The 26,908-nt window shown below is 45.7% G+C and carries 23 protein-coding genes and 1 other annotated feature; of the genes, 11 read left to right on the forward strand and 12 right to left on the reverse strand.

The features are described from left to right. The 5 genes from AC1DPK_RS14735 to AC1DPK_RS14755 form a co-directional block, all read right to left on the reverse strand. Positions 1-968, reverse strand: a 968-nt coding sequence (locus AC1DPK_RS14735) for a class II fumarate hydratase (protein WP_477510791.1), incomplete at its 3' end; no start/stop codon positions are given. Between the two features lie 139 nt (positions 969-1,107). Beyond that, a complete protein-coding gene (locus AC1DPK_RS14740) occupies positions 1,108-2,340 on the reverse strand; it encodes a GAF domain-containing sensor histidine kinase (RefSeq protein ID WP_477510792.1) in 1,233 nt (410 codons plus the stop codon). Positions 2,341-2,505: 165 nt separating this feature from the next. Further along, complete coding sequence (locus AC1DPK_RS14745; RefSeq protein WP_477510793.1) at positions 2,506-3,381, reverse strand: glycoside hydrolase family 43 protein; 876 nt, start codon at positions 3,379-3,381, stop codon at positions 2,506-2,508. A gap of 109 nt (positions 3,382-3,490) precedes the next feature. Beyond that, positions 3,491-4,159: a bifunctional 2-keto-4-hydroxyglutarate aldolase/2-keto-3-deoxy-6-phosphogluconate aldolase gene (locus AC1DPK_RS14750; RefSeq protein ID WP_477510794.1), complete on the reverse strand. Its 669-nt coding sequence runs from the start codon at positions 4,157-4,159 to the stop codon at positions 3,491-3,493. Between the two features lie 99 nt (positions 4,160-4,258). After that, positions 4,259-4,570 carry a Dabb family protein gene (locus AC1DPK_RS14755; RefSeq protein WP_477510795.1) on the reverse strand — a complete coding sequence of 104 codons (312 nt, stop codon included), beginning with the start codon at positions 4,568-4,570 and terminating at the stop codon, positions 4,259-4,261. A 241-nt stretch (positions 4,571-4,811) separates the two neighbouring features. On the opposite strand from AC1DPK_RS14755, the gene AC1DPK_RS14760 reads away from it, so the two are divergent. Together AC1DPK_RS14760 and AC1DPK_RS14765 are read left to right on the forward strand one after the other, a co-directional pair. Beyond that, a complete protein-coding gene (locus AC1DPK_RS14760) occupies positions 4,812-8,885 on the forward strand; it encodes a bifunctional 2',3'-cyclic-nucleotide 2'-phosphodiesterase/3'-nucleotidase (protein ID WP_477510796.1) in 4,074 nt (1,357 codons plus the stop codon). Between the two features lie 123 nt (positions 8,886-9,008). After that, entirely contained in the window at positions 9,009-10,142 is a 1,134-nt protein-coding gene (locus AC1DPK_RS14765; RefSeq protein ID WP_477510797.1) for a winged helix DNA-binding domain-containing protein, read from the forward strand. Here the strand turns inward: AC1DPK_RS14765 and AC1DPK_RS14770 are convergent. Next, positions 10,121-11,350: a DUF418 domain-containing protein gene (locus AC1DPK_RS14770; RefSeq protein WP_477510798.1), complete on the reverse strand. Its 1,230-nt coding sequence runs from the start codon at positions 11,348-11,350 to the stop codon at positions 10,121-10,123. The genes AC1DPK_RS14765 and AC1DPK_RS14770 overlap by 22 nt on opposite strands. Positions 11,351-11,481: 131 nt before the next feature. Between AC1DPK_RS14770 and AC1DPK_RS14775 the strand changes: the two genes are divergently transcribed. Together AC1DPK_RS14775 and AC1DPK_RS14780 are read left to right on the forward strand one after the other, a co-directional pair. After that, the gene (locus AC1DPK_RS14775; RefSeq protein ID WP_477510799.1) at positions 11,482-12,231 is read left to right on the forward strand and encodes a response regulator transcription factor; all 750 of its coding nucleotides are present in this window, start codon (positions 11,482-11,484) and stop codon (positions 12,229-12,231) included. Continuing rightward, positions 12,228-13,964: a sensor histidine kinase gene (locus tag AC1DPK_RS14780; protein ID WP_477510800.1), complete on the forward strand. Its 1,737-nt coding sequence runs from the start codon at positions 12,228-12,230 to the stop codon at positions 13,962-13,964. The genes AC1DPK_RS14775 and AC1DPK_RS14780 overlap by 4 nt, the downstream gene beginning before the upstream one ends. A gap of 44 nt (positions 13,965-14,008) precedes the next feature. Here the strand turns inward: AC1DPK_RS14780 and AC1DPK_RS14785 are convergent, their stop codons facing one another. After that, a complete protein-coding gene (locus AC1DPK_RS14785; RefSeq protein ID WP_477510801.1) occupies positions 14,009-15,196 on the reverse strand; it encodes an aminotransferase class I/II-fold pyridoxal phosphate-dependent enzyme in 1,188 nt (395 codons plus the stop codon). Between the two features lie 52 nt (positions 15,197-15,248). Further along, positions 15,249-15,486: a binding site (T-box leader), on the reverse strand. 244 nt (positions 15,487-15,730) lie between these two features. Here AC1DPK_RS14785 and AC1DPK_RS14790 point away from each other — a divergent pair. Together AC1DPK_RS14790 and AC1DPK_RS14795 are read left to right on the forward strand one after the other, a co-directional pair. Then, positions 15,731-16,444: a class I SAM-dependent methyltransferase gene (locus AC1DPK_RS14790; protein WP_477510802.1), complete on the forward strand. Its 714-nt coding sequence runs from the start codon at positions 15,731-15,733 to the stop codon at positions 16,442-16,444. Positions 16,445-16,523: 79 nt separating this feature from the next. Then, complete coding sequence (locus AC1DPK_RS14795; protein ID WP_076268806.1) at positions 16,524-16,862, forward strand: hypothetical protein; 339 nt, start codon at positions 16,524-16,526, stop codon at positions 16,860-16,862. Positions 16,863-17,026: 164 nt separating this feature from the next. On the opposite strand, the gene AC1DPK_RS14800 is transcribed toward AC1DPK_RS14795, so the two are convergent. The 5 genes from AC1DPK_RS14800 to AC1DPK_RS14820 all read right to left on the reverse strand — a co-directional run bounded on the left by AC1DPK_RS14800 (position 17,027) and on the right by AC1DPK_RS14820 (position 21,431). After that, positions 17,027-17,242 carry a hypothetical protein gene (locus tag AC1DPK_RS14800; protein WP_076268805.1) on the reverse strand — a complete coding sequence of 72 codons (216 nt, stop codon included), beginning with the start codon at positions 17,240-17,242 and terminating at the stop codon, positions 17,027-17,029. A 243-nt stretch (positions 17,243-17,485) separates the two neighbouring features. After that, a complete protein-coding gene (locus AC1DPK_RS14805; protein WP_477510803.1) occupies positions 17,486-18,166 on the reverse strand; it encodes an S-layer homology domain-containing protein in 681 nt (226 codons plus the stop codon). Between the two features lie 72 nt (positions 18,167-18,238). Next, positions 18,239-19,438 (reverse strand): MFS transporter, encoded by a 1,200-nt coding sequence (locus AC1DPK_RS14810; protein WP_477510804.1) that lies wholly within the window; start codon positions 19,436-19,438, stop codon positions 18,239-18,241. Positions 19,439-19,477: 39 nt separating this feature from the next. Beyond that, entirely contained in the window at positions 19,478-20,605 is a 1,128-nt protein-coding gene (locus AC1DPK_RS14815; protein WP_477510805.1) for a Gfo/Idh/MocA family protein, read from the reverse strand. After that, positions 20,598-21,431, reverse strand: coding sequence for a sugar phosphate isomerase/epimerase family protein (locus tag AC1DPK_RS14820; RefSeq protein WP_477510806.1), 834 nt, complete (start codon positions 21,429-21,431; stop codon positions 20,598-20,600). The genes AC1DPK_RS14815 and AC1DPK_RS14820 overlap by 8 nt, the downstream gene beginning before the upstream one ends. A 362-nt stretch (positions 21,432-21,793) precedes the next feature. On the opposite strand from AC1DPK_RS14820, the gene AC1DPK_RS14825 reads away from it, so the two are divergent. The 5 genes from AC1DPK_RS14825 (at position 21,794) to AC1DPK_RS14845 (ending at position 26,872) form a co-directional block, all read left to right on the forward strand. Further along, positions 21,794-23,194 (forward strand): stalk domain-containing protein, encoded by a 1,401-nt coding sequence (locus AC1DPK_RS14825; RefSeq protein WP_477510807.1) that lies wholly within the window; start codon positions 21,794-21,796, stop codon positions 23,192-23,194. 19 nt (positions 23,195-23,213) lie between these two features. Next, positions 23,214-24,077, forward strand: coding sequence for a phosphate ABC transporter substrate-binding protein (locus AC1DPK_RS14830; protein WP_076268799.1), 864 nt, complete (start codon positions 23,214-23,216; stop codon positions 24,075-24,077). A gap of 164 nt (positions 24,078-24,241) precedes the next feature. After that, the gene (gene pstC, locus AC1DPK_RS14835) at positions 24,242-25,204 is read left to right on the forward strand and encodes a phosphate ABC transporter permease subunit PstC (RefSeq protein WP_477510808.1); all 963 of its coding nucleotides are present in this window, start codon (positions 24,242-24,244) and stop codon (positions 25,202-25,204) included. Positions 25,205-25,218: 14 nt separating this feature from the next. After that, positions 25,219-26,109 (forward strand): phosphate ABC transporter permease PstA, encoded by an 891-nt coding sequence (gene pstA / locus AC1DPK_RS14840; protein ID WP_441878872.1) that lies wholly within the window; start codon positions 25,219-25,221, stop codon positions 26,107-26,109. Between the two features lie 271 nt (positions 26,110-26,380). After that, a complete protein-coding gene (locus AC1DPK_RS14845; protein WP_477510809.1) occupies positions 26,381-26,872 on the forward strand; it encodes a DUF1648 domain-containing protein in 492 nt (163 codons plus the stop codon). The last annotated feature ends 36 nt before the right edge of the window (positions 26,873-26,908 follow it).

The following is a 26,908-nucleotide window of genomic DNA, read 5'->3' on the forward strand; positions in this document are numbered from 1 at the left end:
ACTTTACCTGGCATAATCGAGCTGCCCGGCTCGTTCTCTGGAATCGAAATTTCACCGATGCCGCAGCGTGGACCGCTTGCCAGCCATCTTACATCGTTTGCAATTTTCATCAAATCAGCCGCCAGCGCTTTTACGGCACCATGCGTGTATACGATTTGGTCGTGGCTTGTAAGGGAGTGGAATTTGTTCTCTGCCGTTACAAATGTTTTGCCCGTAAGTGCCGTTACTTCTTGCGCCACTGCGACTGCAAAGTCAGGGTGAGCGTTAAGGCCCGTACCAACTGCCGTACCGCCAAGCGCTAGATCGCGCATCGTTTCTACGCTTTGAACTAACATAGCGCGCGTTCTGTCCAGCATAGAGTACCAGCCGCTGATTTCTTGACCAAGCGTAATTGGTGTAGCATCTTGAAGATGAGTACGCCCGATTTTTACAATATCGTTAAACTTCTCCGCTTTCGCGCGAAGCGTGCCATTCAGTAGATCAAGAGATGGAAGCAAGCGATCCTCGAGCGCAATTACGCCAGCAATATGCATCGCTGCAGGGAATGTATCATTCGAGCTTTGTGAGCGGTTTACGTCATCATTCGGGTGGATGCGCACTTCGCTTCCGCGTTCTGCAAGCAAGTTATTCGCACGGTTAGCAATAACCTCATTCACGTTCATGTTCGTTTGCGTGCCGCTGCCTGTTTGCCATACGACTAATGGAAAATGCTCATCCCATTTGCCTGAAACGATTTCGTCTACCGCTTCACCAATAATCGCTGACTTTGCTGCATCCAAAACGCCAAGCTTCTCGTTGGCTTGCGCGGCTGCTTTTTTAATATAAGCCATCGCATACACCACTTCGATCGGCATGCGCTCACCGCTAATTTTGAAGTTTTGCAAGCTGCGTTGCGTTTGTGCGCCCCATAGCTTATCCGCAGGAACCTGAATCTCGCCCATTGTGTCCTTCTCAATACGATAATCCATTAATTGAACGACTCCTTTAATCAATTGTGTTTTCTCTTTTTTGACCCTGTTTCTGTTATAACGCTATTCCCGATCAGAATCAAGCAAAGCTCCCAAATTGGTTATAAGGACTGCGCTTTTGCTGAGCATACTGCTCACGCTAAACATACGCTTCTTCAGTCATAAGAGGGAGTTCTAAGGCAAAGCATGAGCCGTGCTCATTGGATTCCATCAGCCATATCCGGCCTGCCATTTGCTCAGCAAGTTTCTTACAGATAGATAGCCCGAGCCCTGTACCGCTGTATTCGAAGCTGCGCTCAGGTGTATGCAATTGAGAGAATGGTTTAAAAAGCATGTCCAGCTTCTCCGCACAAATACCGATTCCTGTATCTCTAACCTTTACAAGCATTAAAGGATAACTTGATTCTGAAGACAGCTGCTCCACAGAAAGCGTTACACCGCCAGTATTTGTGAATTTGATTGCATTGCTGATTAGATTAATCATGATTTGCTGAATTTTCGTAGCATCGGTCCTAACCATATCCGGTATAGTAGGACAGACCTCCACATGAAGCTTAATCCCTTTTTTGGCAGCATCCGGACCAAGCAGCTCTTGAACTTGTTTGACGCATGATCGCAGGTCAAGCGGGAGATGAACGAGCTCTGATTGATCGGATTCGATTTTGGCATACGATAAAATATCATTTAGCACAGCGAGCAATGAATCACCGCTGGACTGTGTAATTTTAATATATTTACGCTGCTCCTCGGTCAGCTCAGTGGACTGAAGCAGATCGATCATCCCGATGATACCGTTTAGAGGGGTGCGGATTTCATGACTCATCACGGCCAGCAGGTTGGATTTCTCCTCAGCCAAATCACAAATCTTATGATGGGCTTCCTGCAGTGCCATGGCTGCGTCTTCCAATTCTAGAACATTGGCAAAAAAAGCAGCTAACGATGACATGAAAGCTACTTCCTTCTCGTCGTAAGCATAAAAGTTATGGTCAAAGGCACAAAGGGAGCCGTATACTTCTCCACTTTTTTTGACGATCTGAACTCCCATGAAAGAACAGCCGCCGACCAGCTTCGTTGCATCCATATCCCGCGTGAGCGGATGTGTCAGATTATTATTAATAATTAATGGCCCTTCTGACTTTTCAATGACCAAATGACAATAGGACTCTTCGTTGTCAACGACTAAGCCTTCATCCAAAATCATGTAGTCGCGATTATACGACCTCAAGACGGTTGTTGTCATTCTGTCATTTATAGCGATGCAAAACGTGTTTGCAGGTATCATCGTATAGGCCGTGCTCATTACTTGTGTAGCCGAATTATAAATATTTGCTGAGACTATCGTTAGCATGTCCTCAATAATAGTAGATCTCATACTACCCATCCCATCATGATTATGAATATGACCGTTACACTAAAATTCCATATGTATTGATCATATACTTCTATAGGAAAGAAGTCTAAGCCTTTCGACCTAGCAATGCCTGTGATTAAAGCAAACGTTGCCTCTGAATAGTCACGAGCTGCCTATTTTTCTTCGTTATTCTTTTCGCTGCAGCGTACCGTTTTTCTCTTCGATTTCAATAAATACTGCTCTTTCATCCGGCTCATTGTTGGGTGAGTGCATGGCAAGCATAAGCTGTCCTTCCAATGAGCGGAACAACATGCCATGTCCACCATCCTGCGGGAAAAGCGTCTCCGCATCCTGCGTCCATGGCCCTTCAATCGTTCCGCTGGCTGAACGGGCGATCCCAATAGCGTAGCCATTTTTCGAACCGCTTGACCAAAGCATAAGCAGCTCGCCTACTTGATTACGATATAGATAAGGGCCGTCTGTTATATAGTTGTTATGATCATCGCCAAATGGAATGGCCCAAGCTGCTTCCGATGCGGAGAAAAGCATGATCGGCTCTCCAGCCGCTTCCTTTAAATCTGCGGTCAATGGAATGGCGCACATTTTACCATCATTCACCTGCACCCATTCTTGGCAAAATACCATCCATGGCGTTCCATCTGCTTCGATATGCAGCGTACCGTCAAGACATTCCCACTCCGATGGAGTGACGGGCTTATCTGTAAGTGGGACAAAAGGCCCAAGAGGGCTTTCCGATATTAAAACCTGTGTTGCGCGCCGCTTATCCTCTGACTTAAATGAAGCAAACATATAGTAGCTGTTATCGTAAACATACACTTCTGGCGCCCAAAAATGATGATCCGACCAAAAACCAGGCGCTGGCCTGAAGGCTGGATAAGGCCCATCCCAATTCTCAAGATCAGTGCTTTTGTACGTATCGAACCCCGTCCCTGGAGCTGACCATACATTCTCATCCGTTGTCCCGTATAGGTAATAACATTTCTCTTGCTCATTTACGAGTATGTAAGGATCACGAATTCGAATTTGCTCTCGTTTCAGCATTGGCTGGATTTCCCCCTCTAAACTAGTCACGTAACTATGAGAAAATGATATCCTTTTTTACATTTCAAAAAAAAGAACCTGACAGAGGCAGCCTCCGTCAGGTATTTGATTAAAGTCCTTTTGCTTCGCGGTAAGCTGCGATATAAGCAGCGGCTTTCTTCTCAATGAGCGAGAAGTCGCCCGTTTTTACAGCGTCCTTCGTTAGATCGGATCCGATACCGACCGCTACCGCGCCCGCTTTGATCCAGTCCTTTAGGTTGTCGAGTGATACGCCGCCGGTTGGCATAACGTTAGCCTGCGGCAACGGTCCTTTTATAGAAGGAATCACACTTGGTGAATATAGGTTGCCTGGGAACAGCTTCACGATATCAACGCCCAGCTCCAATGCCGTTTGAATTTCATGAATGGTCATTGTACCCGGCAAAATAGGAACCGCATAGCGATTGCAAAGCTTGATCGTATCCGGATTAAGTGCTGGAGAAACGACATATTCCGCCCCTGCCAATATAGCAGCGCGTGCCGTTTCTGGATCTAGTACTGTGCCGACGCCGATAATAGCAAAGTTGTCAGCATCAGGTGATACGGAGCTTGAATACTCTTTGGATAATTGCTCGATGGCACGCAGTGCAAATGGCACTGTCATCGTAATTTCAATCGCTTTGATACCGCCCTTAATTGCACGGCGTGACATTTCCACAACTTCCTCAGGCGATTCCGCACGCAATACCGCCACGACGCCGGCATCCGTCAACTGCTGAAGCACTCTAAGCTTTTTCATCCCTTAGTCCCTCTTCCCATTATGTTCGTATTTGTTCGAAAATGTGTAGTCTATACCGCTCATTATATGTCGTATCAGCTAAATCTTCAATGGAATGTCCTACTTCGCGTAATCGATTTCAAGAAACTTTTCTACTTCTGTCACCCAACGTTCATTTACAAACTGCACATGCAGCGGATGCTCGTTATAAGCATCGTAATCAGCCTGATTTGCAAATTCCATGGCGAAGCCATGGCGGTAGTCATTTTTCCCGCTTACTTGCTTATATACTTGAAAGTTCTTTACAGACGGAATCGAAGTAAGAATCCGCTCTCCATCCTCCAAAAACTGCTGTTCCTCCGCAGAGCCTTGTTCATGCTTCAAGCTAAAAATGACGGAGTGCAAAATCCAGTCTTTTGTTTGCGTTGTCATACGTTTCACTCCTTCTTCTCTATGAAATGGTTTTGTTCCTATAAAAATAACATAAACAAGCTGCTAAGTGGAACGCTTTTCGTTACAAAGCTTTCCATTTTTTGTTCTTGTTCTTTTTTCAAAATATACATTATTATTACCTTGGTTCTATTAAATTTCGAAAATATAGTATTGGAATTTAGTAGCTTCTGCTCTATTATGTTTATGTTAACATTTATGACATGAGAGGAAGATTGGTAGAATGCAAGAAGGTCAGCTTAAGGGGAAAAAGGGTTTACGAAAGCTCGCTGTCTCGTCATTGACTTTATTCGTACTGTCGATGCCGTTTAACGGTATGTTCGCAGCAGCAGCGGATGCAGGGTCCAGCGTGAAACTCAGAATTATGGAAACAACAGACATTCACACCAATCTTGTGCCGTACGATTATTACAAAGATGCCGTTTCCAATACGGTCGGATTTGCTAGAACTTCAAATCTGATTAAAGCGGCTAGAGCAGAATCAAAGAACACATTCCTTGTTGACAACGGTGACCTTATCCAAGGCACGCCGCTTGGCACTTACAAGGCTGTCGTAGCTCCAATTAAAGACAAAGAGATTCATCCCGTTTATAAGGCCATGAATCAACTTGACTACGACGTTGCTACCCTTGGCAACCATGAATTCAACTATGGATTAGATTATTTGGACAACGCTCTTAAAGGCGCCAATTTCCCTTATGTGAGCGCAAACGTATATATCGATGATAAGGACTCGAATCCGGATAACGATGTGAACCGCTTTGAGCCTTACAAAATTATTACGAAAAAAGTCGTTGATGAATCCGGTCAGGAGCAGACGCTGAAAATCGGTGTTATCGGCTTTGTACCTCCGCAAATTACACAGTGGGACAAAACTTGGCTTGAAGGCAAAGTCATTACGAAGGATATTGCCGCAACTGCTGAGAAATTTGTACCTAAAATGAGAGCGGAAGGCGCAGACATTATTATTGCTATGGCGCACACGGGCTTTAATGCCAACTCTCAAGCAAATACTAACGCGGAGGATGCTGTACTGCTTCTAAGCAAGGTGTCTGGTATTGATGCAATTACATTCTCTCATACTCATAAAGTATTCCCTGCAGTTGACGAGAAATCGCTCGACGCTTTATTTAAGGATGCTTCTGGCAAAGTATATGCAAGCGTTGACAATGCGAAGGGCRCGATTAATGGAGTGCCAGCCGTGCAAGCTGGATACGGCGGAAGCAATCTAGGAATTATTGATTTGTCGCTAGAGAAACAGGATGGCAAATGGAAAGTTGCTGGCTCCCAGTCTTCCACGAAAGCGATTTACGATAGCGCAGCGAAGAAACCGCTTGTTGAAATCGATCAAGCGATCATCGACGCCGTGAATGGTGACCACGAAGCAACGATTAAATACGCAAACAACCCTATCGGAACAACAACAGCGCCGATTCACAGCTATTTTGCGCTCGTACAAGACGACCCTTCTGTTCAGATCGTAACGAACGCACAGAAATGGTATGTTGAAAACTATATTAAGAAAAACCTGCCCGAATACAAGGACACGCCAATCTTGTCCGTAGGCGCTCCATTCAAGGCGGGACGCAATGGCGTTGAGGAATTCACAGAAATTAAAGCCGGCCCGCTCGCGATTAAGAGTGCAGGCGATCTCTATCTCTACGACAACACGCTTAAAGCGATCATGGTTAAGGGTTCTGTTGTGAAAGAATGGCTGGAAATGTCTGCTGGCAAATTCAATCAAATCGATCCAAGCAAATCGGAAGAGCAAGAACTGCTTAATCCTTCATTCCAAGTGTATAACTTTGATGTGATCGATGGCGTAACTTACCAAGTTGACGTTACCAAACCAGCTAAATATAAAGTTGATGGTACGATTAATGATGCAGCTTCCAGCCGGATCATTAAGTTAAACTACAAAGGCAAGCCGGTAGATCCAAATCAAGATTTCATCGTTATTACTAACAATTACCGTGCTGGCGGCGGCGGCAACTTCCCAGGCGTTAAAGGAAGTAAATATATTATTGACGCACCGGACGAAAACCGCCAAATCTTAATGGATTACATTAGCACCAATAAGCAAATCAACCCATCGATCGATAACAACTGGTCGATTGCTCCAGTTATGGGCGATGTAAAGGTTACATTCACTTCATCTCCAAAAGCGGCGGAGTATGCTAAAACGACGAACAACATCCGTTACTTGGATAAAGTCGATGAAAAGGGCTTCGGCATCTTCTCCCTCGACCTAAACAAGCTATTTACTGATGTACCAGCTTCTCACTGGGCTTCCCCTGCTATTAATGAGCTGGTTGCAAAACAAATCGTTACAGGCAAAACCGATACCACTTTTGAGCCAAACACGAACGTTACCCGCGCGGAATTCGCGACACTGCTCGTGAAAGCTTTGAAATTGACTGCGAAAAGCAAAAGCTCGTTCACCGATGTTCCAGCGACTGCATGGTATGCGGAATCCGTTGCAGCGGCAAGCGAGAACGGCTTGGTTAACGGAGTTTCCAAAGGCAAATTTGCTCCGAACGACAAAATTACGCGTGAGCAAATGGCAGTAATGGCAAGCAACGCATTGAAACTCAAAGCAGGCAAAGAGACGATCGTAGCGGAAAGCAAAAAAATGGCCGACGATGCTCAAATTAGTGCTTGGGCAAAAGCTGGCGTGAATATCGTAGTTGACCGCGGGGTTATGAACGGACGCGGCGAAGGCAAGTTTGTCCCTAAAGCGTCATCGACTCGTGCGGAAGCGGCGAAAGTCGTTCATACGCTGATCAGCGATATTTCGGTACAATTGCTGGGCATTAACGATTTCCACGGACAATTGGATTACAAAAAAGATGTAAAAGATGCAGCGGGCAAAGTCGTGTCGACACTCGGAGGCGCGGATTATTTGGCCACATATTTGAAACAACGCGAAGCTTCGAATCCGAACACGCTGCTTGTGCATGCTGGCGATGCGGTTGGTGCTAGCGCACCGGTATCCGCGATGCTGCAGGATGAGCCGACGATCGATTTCTTGAACCGTCTCGGCTTCGATATCGGCACACTCGGCAACCATGAGTTTGACGCTGGCGCAGCTGAAGCACTCCGCTTAATCAACGGAGGCAAAAACCCGAAAACGGGCAAGGATTTCGCCGGTGCAAACTTCCCTTATGTCGCTGCAAACGTAGTGGATGCAAACGGCAAACCGCTGCTTGACGCCTACAAAGTACTTGAAGTTGGCGGAGTTAAAGTCGGTTTTATCGGGGTCGTAACGAATATTACGCCTTCTATCGTAAAAGCTGAAAGCATTAAAGGCCTTAACTTTATCGAGCAAGCTCCAGCGGTTAACAAAGCAGTGAAAGAACTGCAAGCGAAAGGCGTGCACACCATCGTTATTTTGGCGCATGATCCATTCGATGGCAAAGCCGACGCTCCAACTGGCGAAGTTGTCGATCTGGCTAACAACGTTGATGATGATGTAGACGTCATCTTCGCAGGCCACAACCATGGCGGCCTGAACAAAATGATCGACGGCAAACTTGTCATTGAAGCCTTTTCTTATGGTACGGCATTCTCTGATGTGGATCTAGTTATCGATCGTGCAACGCATAATGTTATTTCCGCTAAAGGCGAAGTCGTTGAAGTGAAACGCGAAGGCGTTACGCCGGATGCAGAAATTGCACAAATGATCAAATCGTACCAAGAGCTGAACGCTCCAGTTATGAACGCACCGGTTACTAAAACGGATGCTGCCATTACACGTACAACTAGCGCTTCCGGCGAATCAGCGCTAGGAAACCTAATTGCCGATGGCATGCGCGAAGTAATGAAAGCGGACTTTGCATTCATGAATTCAGGCGGAATTCGTAATGATCTTCCACAAGGAAATGTCACTTACGGAAACATGTTCTCCGTACAGCCTTTCGGCAATGTGCTCATTAAGATGACGCTGACTGGCGCGCAAATGAAAGAGCTGATGAATCAGCAATGGGCAGGAACAAGCCCGAAGATTGGCCAAATTTCCGGTTTCACATATAAGTATGACGATAGCAAGCCAGACGGCCAAAAGATTGTTGAAATCAAGAAAGCCGATGGCACTGTTCTAGATGACGCAGCAGCCTATACGATTGTCGTGAACGATTTTATGGCAACAGGCGGTGACGGCTACACGGTGCTCTTGAAAGGAACAAACCGTGAGGCTGGTCCTGTAGATCTTGACGCTACGATCACATATATTAATGCGAAATCCACAGCCGGTACTATCTCGGCAAAAATTGAAGGCCGCTTTACTAAAGTGAACTAATCACCTGTTAAAAGAAAATCCCCCTCGCCGAGGCTTCATTCGCACCGGTCGAGGGGGATTTTTTGTATAATAAAGTGAACAATGAAAAATAACCGAATCGTAAATAGAGAGGGGATTCATTGCATGGCTTCATCTAAGCGAGCAAAGAATGCAGCAGCACCTATTTTAGGAACGCGCCAATTAAATAGAGCTTTGCTTGAGCGGCAAATGCTGCTGCGAAGATCCAATATATCCGTGCTGGAGACGATCCAGCATTTGGTTGCCATTCAGTCACAAGCGCCTAACCCGCCCTATTTTGCGTTATGGACACGGCTTGAAAACTTCCGACAAGAGCAGCTCTCTAGGCTCATCACGGAGCGTCAAGTCGTGCGCATTGCTCTCATGCGCTCTACGATTCATCTGGTCAGTGCGCGTGACAGTTTGGAATTGCGGCCCTTGCTTCAACCTGCTTTAGAAAAAGGCATGTTTAGTACATACGGAAAGATGCTGCAAAACGTAGACCTCGAAGCTATCCGTGAAGCTGGTCGCGCTTTAGTGGAGGAGCAGCCTCGCACATTCAACGAACTCGGCAATCTACTCGCGTTAGAGTGGCCTAATGTTGACCCCTCTGCCCTTAGCGCTGCTATTCGTACTCTCGTCCCGCTCGTCCAAATCCCGCCTCGCGGTGTATGGGGACTTAGTGGTCAAGCAACACATACATCTGCGGAAGCTTGGCTTAGTCAATCGCTTGCGAACTCTCCTTCCCTCGAGACGATGCTGCTGCGTTACCTTGGCGCCTTTGGCCCCGCAACCATTAAGGATATGCAAGTTTGGTCTGGGCTAAGCAAGCTCCGCGAGACTATTGAACAGCTGCGTCCAAGCCTGCGTACCTTCTCCGACGAGAAGGGCAATGAGCTGTTTGATTTGCCGGATGCTCCCTTGCCGCCCGGCGACACGATAGCACCGCCGCGCTTTCTATCCGAGTTCGATAATATGCTGCTCTCCTACTCTGACCGCAGCCGCATTTTGGATGAAAAGTATAAACCGCTCGTGTTCACGATTAACGGCATTATTCGCTCTACATTTTTAATAGACGGATTCGTACGCGGCACGTGGAAGATAGAACAAAACAACGAAACTGCAGCACTCATCATTCAATCATTTGAGAAGTTAAGCGCAGCTGATCATGATGCTTTAGTGGAAGAAGGCCAAAAGCTGCTCACATTCGCTGCAGGCAGCTCCCTCTCGCATGATATTCAGTTCATAGCACTAAAATAAGCATGATCCGCAGCCTGTGCATCTGCTGCTTTTTTCGAAACCTGAGCTTTCCCGCTAAATGACCAATATGTTGCAATGCGAAGCAGTCGCTCAAATGGACCATTTTTGAACCAGAACAGGATGAAGCTGGACACAACGGCTTGAACGGCATAAATGGCTATGCCAAGCAGTACGCCGTTAAGCACACCGATTTCTCCAAACCAGCCCAACGCATATCCATAAAATATAGTGGTACAAATCACCGTCTGCATTAAATAGTTGGTCATAGACATTCGTCCAACCGATTCAAATGCCATGATGATATAGGATCGTTTAGATAAAAACGACATGACGACCGCAAGGCCAAAAATATACCCAAAGGCCAGCAATTGCCCGCCTAACGACAATAATACGCTGCTCCATGCCCAATCCGGCTTTAATACAGCTATCGCTTTCAATAGAAGACCTAGTGGCAGCAGTATGCCGCTGAGCCAAGCAAATTTACGTCTCTCCCGCTTGGGATTATGAAACCACTGCTTATTGGCAGCCGCTATGCCGAACAAAAACATCGGCATCATCAGCATCGGCATCAAAGCCATAAGCACTGCCATGACGGCCACAGGCAGGTCTAGCGGGTCCTCTTCTTGACGAAAATTCATAATTTCCTGATAGGTTCCTTCACCATATACGGTAATAGACTCTTCTACGTAATCATGCATGCGAGCTTTCTCTTTTGGCGTATCCTCCTTCAAGTCGTAGCCGAGTCCAGACATTAATATGCTTAATATGACTCCCCATATAATAAGCGTTTTTGGCTTTCTTTTTACAAACAGTAATAAGAAAAACCCAGTTATTCCATAGGCCAATAGGATATCGCCCTCCCAAAGGAGCATGCTATGCAAAAGCCCAAGTCCTATTAGCATAAAAAAGCGTCGTACCATATACCTCGCCGGCTTGAGCCCCTTGGCGACTAGTCCTTCGCGCAGCTTAAAGAGGCTGTAGCCGAATAAAAACATAAAGATAGGCATAAAGCTGCCTTCCACCGCTACCTTGAGAACTTGATGCGTCACTTCATCTGTAGGAGTAGGATGAAATAGCTGCATTTCCTCTTTCCCATAAATACCATATTGAAAAATAAGCATGTTCGCCAGCAGTATGCCAAGCAAGCAGAACCCTCTAATCGCATCAATAACGCGAATTCGCTGTCCCGTTTCATTTTGATTTATCATTCCTATCACCTCTTACCCAATCATAAAGATTCCAATTGAACAGCGAACAAACGGAATCATAACAGCAGCTTAATTTTTTTCTGTTTTGTTCAACAGATGTTAAGGTTTGTGTGCTAGCATAAAACGGGGTGATGAACATGAACAAAATTGTCATAGTGGAAGATGAACCTTCTATTGTAAAAATGCTGCAGCTGGTGCTCCAAAAGGAAGGCTTCCAGCATATCTATACGGCAGGAACCTGCCAAGAAGCTCTCGATACGATCGCTCGCCACGGAGCCGATATCGTGCTGCTGGATGTGATGCTGCCCGACGGCAGCGGATTTGAGCTTTGCTCAAAAATTAGACAGCTGGGCAATCCGCATATCTTATTTTTAACCGCCAAAGCATCCGATCTCGATATACTGACCGGATTTGCGATGGGCGGCGATGACTATATCACAAAACCATTTAATCCATTGGAGATTGCAGCTCGCATTAAAGCAAGGCTGCGCCGCATGGAAGAGGCGGAGTCACCTCCACCGCATTCCACATTTGCTACGTCAATATCCGCTGCCTCTGCCCCTCATCTAACCTACCGTTATGGCCGTTTTCAGTTAAATGAAGCAGCTGGGGAATTATTAGTAGATAATCAGCCGGTATCATGCCCTGCACAGGTTTTTCAGCTGCTGCTGTATTTCTGCAAAAACCCCGGCATCGTCTTCTCGAAAGGTCAGCTTTATGAAGCGGTATGGGGCATTGACGGATTAGGGGACGACAACACGGTTATGGTTCACATCAGGCGAATTCGCGAGAGAATTGAATATGATCCCAGTATGCCGACGCATCTGCTTACCGTTCGTGGTCTCGGCTACAAATTAGTTAAGGAGCCTGTAAGCCTATGAAGGTTCAACGCCGAATGGCCTTTCATTTTACATATCAGCTCGTCGTGTATTCGATTCTCATATTCGTTGCGATGATCGTGCTGTTTCTTGTCCTTATTAATAAAATTACGAACGAGGATCTCAAACGGAACTTTCCCGCCGGCGCGCTTAGCTCCATTGTCGCGGAAACCGACTATTCGAAAAAAGAGATTAAGATGTCGACGCACTGGAAGGAGCTCATTGAAGATCGTGATATGTGGCTGCAAGTCGTGGACTCCAAAGGGCAGGTTATTTATTCCGTCCATTCGCCGAAAGAGCAGCCGACTTCTTATTCGATTACGCAGCTTTTAGCCATCCAGCAATCCGAAAAATCCGGCATCTATACCGTCGATAACGAGCTCGATCTGACGTACTCTACTCCGCTGCTCTTTCTTCTTGGCTACAAAAATCCGCAGCAAGAGAAGCTGACTGCATGGTATATGGCATATCAGCAGAATGGTCTAGTAAATGAGGCATATAAGAATGACCTGCTCACCGAGTTAAGGAAAACGAAGAGCTATTTGCTAATCGTAGACCAAGCTGGCAAAAGTGTTCAAACGATTGGAGATCAGACTTCTGCTATCGATGTATATGAGCCGCTGGAAGTGCTGACTATGCAGCAAAAGCCTGGTGATTATGATACGAACATCTTTGTGTACCAGCCTGAAAATAGTGATTTGACTTGGATTTTGCACACGCCAAACGAACAAATAACGTATACGAAGCAGCCCATCCTATCGGAAGCTATACGTATCTTCATTTGGATAGGCGGCTCGCTGCTCTTACTCTCCCTTGCTATCTCCATTTGGCATGGCTATCGCTATGGTCAGCCACTCATCCTATTCGCCGGTTGGTTCGAGCGGATGGGCAATGGACGGTATGATGAGGTGCTTACGCCAAAGGATCGCAAAAAGGTATTCCGCCGCAGCGGCAAGCTGCGTATTCGCTACCGCCTTTACCGGGAAGTGATTGCGGCTTTCTACCAAATGGCCGAGCGGCTGGCGCAAACGGAGAAGGATCGGCGCCAGCTTGAGAAAACGAGAGAGGAATGGATGACTGGGATTTCGCATGATTTGCGCACGCCGCTCTCTACCATTCAAGGCTACGGCTATATATTGGAAAGCTCCCCTGCGCAGTGGAGTGATGAAGAGCTTCAGGACATGGGCAAAATGATTCGTGAAAAAAGCAGCTATATGCTGGAGCTTATGAATGACTTCTCGCATATTTATCAAATAAAGCATGGAACCGTCCATATGGATCGACATGAATTCGAGCTCGGCGAGCTGGTTAGACGCTCAGTACTCAAATATGTGAACGATGCTACGCTTTCCGAGGTAGCCTTCCTTTATGAGGGAGACGAGCTGCCTGTCAGCCTTTATGGCAATCCGAAGTGGATGCAGCGGCTAATGGATAATCTGCTTTCGAACGCCGTGAAACATAATCCTGCAGGCATAACCGTTACGGTAACCTGCGGCATGCTGAATGATGATGCCTACATCCGCGTCTCCGACAACGGGAGAGGCATGGATGAGGCCACTGTCAACAAGCTGTTCGAAAGATATTACCGCGGGACGAATACAGAAGAATCAAGCAGTGGTACTGGCCTTGGCATGAGTATCGCCAAAATGATCGTAGAAGCACATCAAGGCCGAATCGAGGTGCGTTCTGCGATTGGTGAAGGCACCTCGATCAGTATTTATTTTCCAAGCGATTGATCCACTCGTTTGGGCCGTGAGGGAGCCTCTGCTGGCTCCCTTCTTTATTTCCCAGACATACCGTGTGTCCTCAAGCAGCGATCCATACGCTCAAGCGCTTCGTTAAGCCTTGATACAGAGGATGCGTAGGAGCAGCGAATAAAGCCCTCTCCTCCTTGACCGAACACATGCCCAGGCACTGTAGCAACACTGGCATCAAACAATAGCTTTTGCGCAAATGCATCGGAAGTAAGTCCCGTATGCGCAATAGAAGGGAAAGCATAAAACGCGCCCAGCGGCTCATGGCAGGGCAGACCAATTTCCCTTAGGCCCTTAACAAACATCCGTCTGCGCTGCGCATAAGCCTCAATCATCCTATCCTTTTCATCTAAACCATTGCGAAGTGATTCTATCGCCGCAACCTGCCCAATAATTGGTGCGCACATGACGGTATACTGATGAATTTTGAGCATCGCTGCAATAAGCTCCGGATGACCGCAAGCATAACCGATTCTCCACCCTGTCATTGCAAAAGCTTTGGAGAAGCCGCTTATAAGCAGCGTTCTGTCCCGCATGCCTGGCAGTGAAGCAAAGCTTACATGTTTCGCATCGTAGGTCAGCTCCGCATAAATTTCATCGGATATAACGATTAGATTATTTTCTTCCACGACCTTAGCAACAGGAAGCCACTCTTCATAGGTCATGATCGCCCCTGTCGGGTTGTTCGGATAGTTTAAAATAAGCACCTTCGAGTGCGGAGTAATGACGGCTTTCAAGGCTTCTGCCGTTAGTTTGAAATGATCCTCAGCGAACGTTTCAACCTCAATGACCTTGCCGCCATTTAATTGCGCAATCGGCGCGTAGGCAATATAACTAGGAACAGGAACAATAATTTCATCCTCTGGCGCTATTAACGCCCGCAGTGCAAGATCAATGGCTTCACTGCCTCCAACGGTAACAAGCACTTCATTCAATGGTTCGTATTTCACTTGGAACCCATTGTATAAATAGTTGGCGATTTCTTCTCTAAGCTCAATAAGCCCTGCATTTGAAGTGTAGGAGGTTTTGCCCTGCTCTAGCGCACGGACGCAAGCCGCTCTTACATGCTCAGGCGTAACGAAGTCAGGCTCTCCAACGCCAAGCGAAATAATATCCTTATTGCCTTCAGCCAAGCTAAAAAATTTACGAATGCCCGAAGGCGGAATTTGCTGCACCATTGGTGAAATCATTTTGCTCATTGACCATGTCTCCATTACTTTTCCTCCTAAAATATGGATAAAAAACAAAAAAAGAGACCCATCCCTATAAAGGGACGAGTCTCTACCCGTGTTACCACCCTAGTTTCACGCCAAAAGCGCGACACTCTGCTCATGTATCTAGCAATACATGTTCCCGTTAACGCTGGAAATGCGGCAGAGCTTACTCTCGTTCAGCCTGCTTCTCGGAGATGGCTTTCTGCTACTACCCGAACGTTGGTTTTCAGCTGCCCCAACTCTCTGTTCGATCAGGCCCATAACGTACTCTTTCTCGTCATCGAATGTAAAAGCTATTTAACTTGCCATATGTGTTCATCAGTGATCTTAAAATTTTACCAATCGTACCATCAAAAACTCGGATACGCAATACCCATTTTTTAACGGATTAAAATCGATTCATTCATAGTTTAAAACTATAAAGTATATTTATATTATATATTTCCATTATGAAACAATCATCTATAATATACTGTTTAACTCAAGTGAAAATGACAAATCAGCACGCAGCCCACTATTCGAGGAGGCATTATTGTGAATGAAAATGTGAAAAAACAGTTTGATGCTGTCGCGCCTGAATATGGTCGTCAGCGCCGCCAACTGATCCCCTGCTTTGATGATTTTTACAGCATAGCAACTGACTTGGTTCACTGTGATAGCGATGCCCCGCGTATACTCGACTTAGGTGCCGGAACAGGACTTTTCTCATCTATGATTCGCAACAAATACCCAAATGCCAATCTTACTCTTATCGATTTGAGCGAAGAAATGCTAAAGGAGGCGCAATCTCGCTTCGGAGCTGACCCATCAGTCAGCTATATAGCTGCTGATTACTCAAGCTATCCTTACACAGAAAATTACGATGCCATCATCTCCTCCTTGTCCATCCATCACTTATCGCATCCAGCAAAACGCGACTTATTTCATACCGTTCATCAGCTTTTAAAAGAAGGCGGTAGCTTCGTTAATGCTGATCAAGCAGCCGGTACAACCGCTTATTGGGATCAATATTATATGTCGCAATGGACAACAGCCATCCGGCAAAGCGGGTTAACCACAGGTGCAATCGAAGCGGCCATCCAGCGCCGAAGCGTCGACATTAATGCCACTGTAGAGGATCAGCTTAGATGGCTGAGTGAGGCTGGTTTTGTTCATTCCGACTGCGTATATAAAAATAATGGCTTCGCTGTTTTTGCAGCATTTAAACGTAAATCCCATTTCGGACTGAATGGGACAAAAACACAATAATTACAAATTGCTTGCAATCCCTTTAATTCCTAGTATAATACTAGGTATATAAACAAAACGGAGATTGGAGCTGACCAGCATGACTTATTCCGAGAAACAAATTGCAGCAAAATGGGTTGATGATTATTTAGATCTTTATAACTTTGCTGTAATGATCGGAGATGCAGAGTGGCAGCAACAAATCCTTCAAAACCTGCGCGCCAAAGATAACCATATCCGCCTTGAAATCGAGCATGGCATTCGTGTCGATCTATGGCTTCGCTTCGATCAAATCAATCGTAAAATGCTTGATATTTACGAGCAGCTTCGGAATGCACATAATTCGGAGCAGCAGATTCAGCTAAGAGAAAAGGTTTGGGAGTTTAAGCTTCAACGGGTTATGATTGCCAGCAAGCTGAAAGCCCACTATGCGTTATAAGGCGAAGGTTCGAGGCGCAATGGTGAAGGTCTAGAAATAAAAAAAAGCCTGCATGCAGTTGGCTGCTCTGCTTAGCTATGTAGGAAAAAACGATATACGACGGCATGCCGCGAACAGCTCTGCCGATTATACTAACCGCTATGAATGGTCAGATTCATAGATGATTACATCGATACTTGCTCCATGTCACGCATCATTTGCATCATCATCGTGGACATTTCGTCACATTCCTGCATCTTCATCATCATCATGTTCATATCCATGTTGTCCATCATTTTCATTTCCATCATCATGTCCATCATCATCTTCATGGATTTCATCTTGCACATCATTTCATCCATGCACATGTTCATCATCATTTGCATTGCCATCTTTTCCATTACCGTTCACCTCCCAAAAGTTTCCTATACAGAAGATACTACAGCCTTGAATTAATTTCAAGGTTTTTTTACATTTTTTATTGATTTTTCAAAATAAAATGTGATATAAATAAAGTTTACCCTTTTATATCTTATTACTCCGCTTGGAATTATCGCGTTGCTAGGAAAAATAATTTTAAAATAAAAAGGCAGTTAAGGAGGCTAAAATAACCCTCCATTAACTGCCTTTCCCTATTTCATTTTTTATTCAGCTGCTCCCTGCTCGGGTTCCGCCTTTTCCTTATGCGCCTCAATAAAGCTTTGTGTATCATACAGCATTCCTGCCGCTTCAGCACGGGTTAAAACATGCGCTGGATCAAAGTTGCCCTTCTCATCTAGAGACGCAATCTTATATAGCAGTGAACGCTGAATGGTTCCTTGATACGCCGTCGTAATATCCTTTTCGTCCTGGATATTAATAAACATCTTGATCGTCGGATATTGACCGGTAAGCTCTAATGCTTGAACTAGATAATGCGTGAACTGCTCTTTAGTAAGTGGCGCTTGCGGATCAATATCAGCCGGGATGTCCAAACCGTTGTAGTGTGCAATGATGAAATCCTCCGCGTACCACGCATCGTTTTTCACCTTTGTATAGAAACCATCAGCGGTAGGCGCACTAGAAAAATCAATGGCTGCTAGGCTAATTTGCGTCGTTCTCACGATCAAAGAAATGCCTTGTGCTGCCGTCAAATTATCCTCTGGATGGAATGCCGTATCGCTCACTCCTTTAATAATTCCTTGCTGCTGCAAAGCTTCAATCTTTGCTTTACTGCCAATGTTTGCGATATCGCCAAATGGAGCCGCCGCGAAGGCTTGTGCTGCAATAGATGTAGAAAGCATGACCGCGATTGCTGTTATGGCTAAACTCCGTCGTTTCCTCATGGTCGTTCACCTCTCCTATAACATGATGTCCATTCTCTTATTCGAACGACCATAAGATAAGAAAGGTTGCAGTTATCCAGTATGAGAGCTTATTTTGCTGCTCGTGCCCACTTCTCTGCGCAGCCGCGCAAACAACAAGAAGAAGCCAACAATCCCGAGCGCAGCCATGACGCTGCATAATTGATACATCGCCTGCGGACCCATTTGCTCAAACACCCAGCCTCCGAGAAACCCCGCCGCAATGCCTGACAAGCCTCCCCAAGTCAGGGCATAAAGCGCTTGTCCCGATGCTCTGAATTCAGCAGGCACAAGCTGAACGGCCAGCTGCGTGCCAATATAATAGTAGCCGCCAAATGTTAAGCAGTGCAGCACTTGGATATAAATAATTTGCTGAGCAGTGTCTGCGTTTGACATCAGAAACCAGCGCAAGGCGAACAGGATGCTGATGACAACGAGGCATAATACCATCGTTTTTGTATTTTTTTTCAAATACCGATCAAGCAGCAAGAAGACTGGAATTTCAAATATGGATGACCAGAAGGCAGACCAACCGATTAAGGAAGCCTCTCCGCCCAATTCCTTAATATACAGCGGGATAAATGTCGTATTCATAGAGTTAGGAATGGAGATCACTAAACCTATGATTAAGAACAACAAGAAGGAACGGTTTACGAACATCGAACGGTAATTCACTTTGCCGGCAGGGGCTGCACCCTTCGCCTCGCCCTTTGGCAGCGTAAACGCAAAAGCAAGCGAGATAAGCATCATGACCGAATAAATAATCCAGAGACGCTCAATGCCAATTTGCCCGATCACAGGTCCAGCCACCAAAGCGATAAACGCCCAGCCGAGCGAGCCGAACAAGCGAAAAGCGCCGAATTTATGGTTCGTTCCTTCAATGCTGTTAAGAATGAGACTGTTGCTCTGTGAAAATAAAGGCATTTGAAAAAAGAAAAAGAACAGCATACAGGCGTAAATGATCGTATACGATTGATATAAAAAGACGAGCTGCATGACAAGCATGCTGCCAATAAGCATCACGATCAGAATTAGCCTGACATTGCGGAATCGATCGCTCAAATAACCCCATAGCGGGTTCGCGATGATGGAAACAATCGGGCCGCCGGCCATTAACGCACCAATCTCAAGCGTGGACATTCCAATGGATTGCAAATAAACGACAAAAAACGTACTGTACACAGCAATCGCGCCATATACAAAAAAGTTAAACGCTTTAATTAAATGAAATGTACGATTCTGATTCTGATTCATATCCAAGTCCCTCGTCTTGCTCTTTAGCTTAGCACTTCTTTAAAGCTCTACAGCAGAAGTACGTGCGCGTACAATAACTTCGTCCGCGCTAACCTCACGTCCAAGCTCCTCTGACATATAAATGCCTTCGCTAATGAGCATCGTATTCAGCGCGATTTCCGCTGTTGGCAGTAGTGGCACTCTGCCTTGCAGAGCTGCGATCCAGTGATGCTGAGATGAGCTGTAGGCATCCTCATTCTCATATAAGCGATTCCTGCGCAGGTCCATCATATCAAGGTCCAGCGTACTGTCCATATCCATATCACAAACCGTGTTATGGAAGCTGAAGGACTGAGCCCCCGCTCCAGTCTGCTCGTTCGGCAAGCGTACGCCACCCTTGGAACCGGCGATACTGCTGCCCTCGAAGCCGCCAAGATGAACAGCCCACGCCTCTACGATATCAAGCGTCAAACCACCGCTGAACCGAATCAAGCCTGTAGCTAGCTCCTCTACATCAAAGCCGCTTTGTTCCCTTCTCTCTTGCAGCATATCCGTCTCTTGATAAACTTTCCCTGAAATTCTTTCAACCTGCGGGTTGCCTAATAAATAGAGCAGCTGTGCAATGTGATAGACGCCCATGTCGAGCAGCGCGCCGCCTGCCGCTGTTTCCTTGCGTGTAAAATAAGGCGTGCCATAACCATCAACAAACGGTCGATTTCTTCGGCGAAAGCCTGACGAGCGGGCATGGTACAGCTTGCCCAGCATGCCGCCATCAATTAATGTTTTGGCAGCTTTCGTATCTTTACCATATAACGTGTAGAGCTGCACATGCAATTGTTTTCCACATAACTTCGCAGCATCGACCATAGCCTTGCCATCTGAATAGGTTCCTGCAATCGGCTTCTCACAATAGACATGCAAGCCCGCCTGCAGCGCTGCGATCGTTACCGGTGCATGGAAATTGTTGTGCAGGCACACGTCGACCGCGTCCAAATCATCACGCTTCAGCAGCTCTCTAAAATCAGAGTAGGCATGAGGGATATCATAATGCTCGGCAACTCGTTTTGCTTCTGCTTCATTTAAGTCGCATACTGCAACAAGCTCAGCGCCAGCGATATTTTTATATTTTTCGATATGCATTTTTCCAATTTGTCCTACGCCTATAATGCCAATTCGTATTTTATTCATAGTGCTGAGCCCCTCTGCCTGATTGTTGATCTGCCTCGATCAGAAGCTTCTTCACCTTCGTAATAAGCAGCTCCGTTTCTACGTATTGATTTTTTGGCGCATTATATTCTACTCCCCAATATCCCTTGTACCCTGATTCTTGCAGCATATGGATCGTCTCCAAAGCATGAGTACCGTCAGCAGTTTCTTCGTCAAAATGGGTATGGTACGCCCAAGGCGCAACGATGCTGTCTCCTTCTGCTTGATTCTCCTTCCAACGGCCTAAATGAACAAGAAAACCAAAGGCTGGATGATCAACTGCCTCTGCGAGACGTTTCATCTCATTCGGATTTAGTGACGCACCCATATGGTTCTCTGGTCCAATTAGAAAGCCATGGTCAGCCGCATATTGGGAAAACTCCTGGTATCTTTTTACCGTATATTCAAATTGCTCGTCGCTCATTGCTTCCCAATCCTCGTAGCTGCCTCCCGTATCAATACGGACGGTTTCTGCACCTAAAATAACGGAAGCTTTCAAATGAAGGAGAGCATTATCATACAAATGCTGTCTCATTTCCTTGTCTGGGTCCCACAAATGAGCACCGTCGATCGCAAAATTAACGACCCGCATTTCTTTTTCATCGAGCGCCTCACGTATTTTGCGAATATAGCTTTCATCGGCCAGCTTCATAATAGGCTTGCTGCTGCGATCTATAAAAAAGCCATTCCACAAATCGACCACATCCATCCGATACCGGTATTTTACCGTTTCCAAATATCCGAAAATATCCATTTTTCCTTCTAAATTCGTGTTGTTGAATGAATAACCTCCGATTGAAATGTTCATTGATTGGTCCTCCTATAAGTGAATAGATTTGCGAGCATACCCCCATTATAAACCTCGTTCAAAAAAGACCATGGTGCACTTTCTTCTTATAGTGGGGTAAATTTCTACTATTTCCTTCTTAAAAGAAGGAAAATTGGATTTAGGTGGTAATTTTCCTATCTTTACAAATTCGATACAATTTCTAAATATTGGGATGATAATTGATTGTTATGATCAGGTAGAAATAAACGATTCGTTACAAAATGTATTGATCTAGCGCTGCCTGGGAGGGATCAAGCCAACCGTATATACTGACCGAGTATGCCTTGGATTGTATTAATAAAAAAAAAAAAATACCCATTTGAGAAAGGTGACCCAATTCCATGCAAATGAAAAAAGCAATGGCAATCTCGATGATCGCAGCAGCAATTAGCGCATCAGCAGTTACTCCGGTATTCGCACAAACCGCTTCAGTAAAGCAAGCTGCACAAATCAGCACAGCAAGCTTTCTAGTAAATGCTAATCCAGTAACTGTTCGTACCGTTGTAGACGGCGGCGTTACACTCGCTTCTGTTCGGGACATGACAAACGCGATCGGCGCGACTCTTCACATCAACAGCGATCATACGGTAGTTGTAAAGTTTGGCGACAAAACGCTGAAGCTAAAAATCGCTGCAAAAACAATGAACATAAACGGTGTTGCAACTGCACTTCAACATCCAGCTATTGAAGTGGCTTACTCCACTTTCATCGAGCCTACAGCATTCGTTGAGGCACTTGGCGGCACTTACGAAGACAACAACATACATACGGTTCAATTGCTTGATAGCGCTGAGCATGCAATCTGGGTTAACTCCAAACAGCTTATCGTATCGAACACGGCTGGCGAAGGCCGCGAAGATTTCTTAGTTGATGCTGTTACTGGAAAATATGAGCTGCTTCTAGCATCCTCTGACACTTCCGATCTTATTTTGTCTCCTGATGGCAAAAGTGTAGCTTACTCCGATGCAAACGGTGCAGTATTCACAATCGATCTGAGCACAAAACAAGCGAAACAAGTAAGTACGGACAACTCGATCAAAAATGAGCTTCAATGGTCAAAAGACGGTTCTTCCATCTTCTTCTTACAAGGCGACAAAAGCTCTGTCATCGCAAAGCTTGCTATAGCTGACGGCAAAGTATCCAAAGTATTGGAAGATAAAGTAGATTACAAGGCAAACCTTGAAGTATCTGCAGACGGCACTAAATTCGCTTTCTACGTCTTCAAGCAGCCGAAAGTAACGGCAGACAGCAGCAAAGACGTTGAGCTTGATGATGTTGCTATTGATGCAACAGGCACTGAGCCGCAAATCTACTTCTATAATTCTACAGTTGGTGATAATAAACCTGTACAGCTGACAAAAGAAGCAACGGATAAAGTTTTCCTTAAGCTGGCAGCAGACGGCTCCAAAGTAAGCTATGTTAGCGTAAGCTCAGACGAAGCAAGCGTTGGTCAGCTCGTAACGGTGGACAATACAGGCAAAGCAAGCACGCCTCTCTTCGCTGACAAAGACGTTTACCAATTAGTTCAAGGCGGAAGCAAGCTCTATCTGCTTACAGCTGACGGAAACAGCACTAACGCAATCTACGAGATTGACAGTGCTACAGGTACGAACAAACTTGTGCAAACCGTATCGGACAGCGCAACAGAATTAGTCGTATCGGGCAGCTCCGATTTCGCAGCACTTATTGATGGTCAATTGGCAGTATCCGTTCAAGGCAAATGGAAAAACATCACAAACTAATTAATGGAGGTCATTCCTAATGAAATGGTTTAAACAATTAACAATCGCAGCGCTTATCGCTGTTATCGGCTTCAGTTCCGTTCCTGCATCAACACCTACGGCTACCGCAGCTAGCAAGCTTAGCGGCAAAATTGTCATCAACGGCTCCTCTGCTCTTCTGCCGTTGACACTTCAAGCATCAAGCGAGTTCAAAAAATTGAATCCAAAAGTAAAAATCTCAGCTTCCGCTGCTGGATCGATTACTGGACCGCAAGCTGTACGCAAAGGCATCGCAGACATCGGAGCAGTTGACTGGGACGCATCCAAAGATGTTCCAGGCTTCAAAAAATTCGAAGGCCAAGTTGCACATAAAGTAGCTATCATTCCTTTCGCAGCTGTTGTTAACAAAAACGTAACTGCAACAAACCTAACGACTAAAGACTTGCAAGGCATCTTCTCCGGTAAAATCAAGAACTGGAAAGAAGTTGGCGGCAAGGATGCTGATATCATCGTTGTAAACCGTACTTTCGGTTCCGGTACTCGTGTTAACTTCCAAGACAAAGCGCTTGATGGAACAGATTTCATGAGCAAAGGCGACAACTACAAAGAAGTAAAAACAAGCGGCGACATGAAGTCCGCAATTGAAACAACACCAAACGCTATTGGTTACATGGACCTTGCTTATGTAACAGACAAAATGACTGCTGTAAAAATCAACAACATCGAACCAACTGAAGCTAACGTTATTAACGGGAAATACAATGTATGGGGCTATGGCTACTATATGACAAAAGGCGAGCCAACTGGCGCTACAAAGGAATTTATTAAATACGTACAAAGCACAAAATTCCAAAATGGTTCGCTTAAAAAGCTTAAATTCATTCCGATCTCAGCTATTAAATAGTTAAAAACAAGAGGAGCGGTCGGCTTGCGCACAAGAGCGCTTAAGTCGATCGTTCTTTTCTTTCATCGCATGAATCATTATCCCCATTTATATTTTATTGCGAAACAAGCTTAGCTGCTCTAGAAACAGCTAGGGCGGGTTTCGCACAGAGGAGCCTATAATTTATGTTGGAGTCCACTCATGCTGCAAGGCAGCCGCGTCTCTCTTCTGAGCTCGGCAGCGCGATCTTGACTGGCAGCAGCAAGCCGTTTGACCGGAGATCGCGCTTGTTTTTCACGAATCGTATGTTTCGTTACTTGTGCATAGCAGCAGCCGGTTTTGTTTGCCTCATCCTCTTACTCATATTGCTGCTTATGTTCCGTACCGGCGTTTTGACATTCGGCAACATTTCACTAGCAGATTTCTTCTTTTCCACGGAATGGAATCCCGAAAATGAGCAATACGGCGCGCTTATTTTCATATTCGGCRCCTTCGCCCTGACAGCTTTGACGCTATTAATCTGCGTCCCTATTTCCTTAATCATTGCAGTATTTCTGTCTGTCTTTGTACCGCCGTGGCTTAAAAACATGCTGCGTCCGGTTCTTGACCTGCTCGTCGGAATTCCGTCCGTCGTTTATGGCTATTTAGGCTTGACCGTTCTTATTCCTCTGATTCGAAATGTTACCGGAAGCGGAATGGGCGATGGGCTGCTTGCGGCAGCGCTCGTGCTTACAATTATGGTTCTGCCTACTGTAAGCCGTATAAGTGATGACGCGATTAGCGCTGTACCAGCCAAATTCAGCGACGCTTCCTATGCATTAGGCGCTACTCGTTTTCAAACCGTATGGAGAGTATTGCTTCCTTCAGCCAAAAGCGGAATCATGTATGCCGTCATTCTCGGCATGGCGCGTGCAGTCGGCGAGACGATGGCTGTCGTTATGGTTATTGGCAATACGCCTCAACTGGCAGACAGCTTGCTCAAGCCTACCTCCGTTCTTACGAGCAACATCGTTATGCAAATTTCGAATGTTCCTTTTGATTCCACTTGGAACTATGCACTCTACTTAATGGGCTTCTTGCTCCTTGTTATTTCGCTGCTTATGATCGTTGCCATTCGCTGGCTTCAAAGAAAGGGGTCGCAAGTATGAAACAAGCTTTAGATATGAACCCATTAGCAAACCCCTTTAGCAGCAAAAAAGGACTTAACCGCTTTAAAGACCGTCTGTTTACAGGTGTTGTTTGGTCGTTAGGCATTTTAATCATCGCTTTTATATTTGGCCTTCTTTTTCTAATTCTTCAGGACGGTCTTCCAAAAATAACATGGGATTTCATATTCGGCTTGCCAAGCGAAATTGAAGAAGGCGGAGGTATCGGCCCTACTCTTCTTAACTCCTTCTACATCTTATTTATCTCTTTGCTCATCTCTATTCCGCTCGGAATGGCAGCTGGCATTTATTTGGCCGAATTTGCGCCTGACAATAAGCTAATCGGCTTCGTACGCATTTGCGTGGAAGGACTCGCTTCCGTGCCTTCTATCATTTTCGGCTTGTTCGGTATCGCTCTATTCGTTGAATACTTCGAGATTGGCTTGACCATCCTTGGCGGTGCAGTCAGTCTAGCTTTTCTTAACTTGCCTGTACTAACCCGCGTAACAGAGGAGTCCATTCGCGCTGTACCGAAAGAGCTGAAGAGCGCTTCCTTTGCACTTGGCGGTACGCATTTGCAGACTATTACTCGTGCACTTATTCCAGCTGCGCTTAACGGCATCATCACAGGGATCTGCCTTGTTGCCGGTCGCGCATTCGGCGAAAGCGCCGTAATCATCCTAACTGCTGGTGTTACGACATCCGGTGAAATGTGGGATTTCAGTCTCTTCTCGCCTGGTGCTACACTTGCCGTTCATCTGTGGTATGTACAATCCGAAGCCATTGTTGGCGACGCTCAGGAGATTGCTCAAAAAGCGGCAGCCGTGCTCGTATTCGTTGTCCTGCTGATCAACTTAGTGTTCCGTATCCCGCTTTGGCTGAATTCCCGCCGTATGAAACGCTCTTAAAAACTAAGCAGCTCAAGCTAAAACGCCTTCGGCGTCCTTTGGAAGCTGAAGCAGCTTTGACGGAGAAATATAAGCCTTCTATAAATATCAAACTTATAAATTCTTATATTTAAACAAATAAGTGATCGAGCAACTCCAGTCTTAGCCCTCCCCCGGCCTAGGCTGGAGTTTCTTATTTGGAAAATTACTGTAAAAAAGGTTACTATCCGCAACGCCATACGCTATAATTAATGAGTATGCACATGATTAGAGATAAGGCGGTGCTGCCACAATGGCGAATTTACCTAAGCTTACTATTGCAAAATCAAATCTTGAAAGATGGCATGATGGAATATCGGTTCTACTCCTGCTCTCGTCCGTCATCTATTTAATTGTAAAATGGCCTGATCTTCCGCAAACGATTGCCATTCACTTTAACGGGAGCGGCGAGGCTGACGGATGGGGAAGCAAAGCAGCACTCGTCATTTTACCGATAATCTCATTCCTTTTATTTGCTGGGCTTGCGCATTTACGCAAAATTCCACATGAATTCAATTACATGACCACCATTACAGAGCAAAATGCTCCATACCAATACAAAACCTCCATCCTTCTGCTAAGCTGGATCAAGCTTGAGATTGTAGCCTTATTCGCTTATGTGCAATGGGCTGCCATTCAAGTAGCTTCCGGAGGCGCCTCTAAGCTTGGCATATGGCTGCTTCCTGTGATCCTCGTCATTCTTATTGGCACKATTGTCTTTTATGTGATGAAATCAAAAAAATAAACCTGCTGCGGCGTTCTACCATATTGTAGTTTCCAT

It is taken from the genome of Paenibacillus sp. 01T424 (assembly GCF_056398745.1).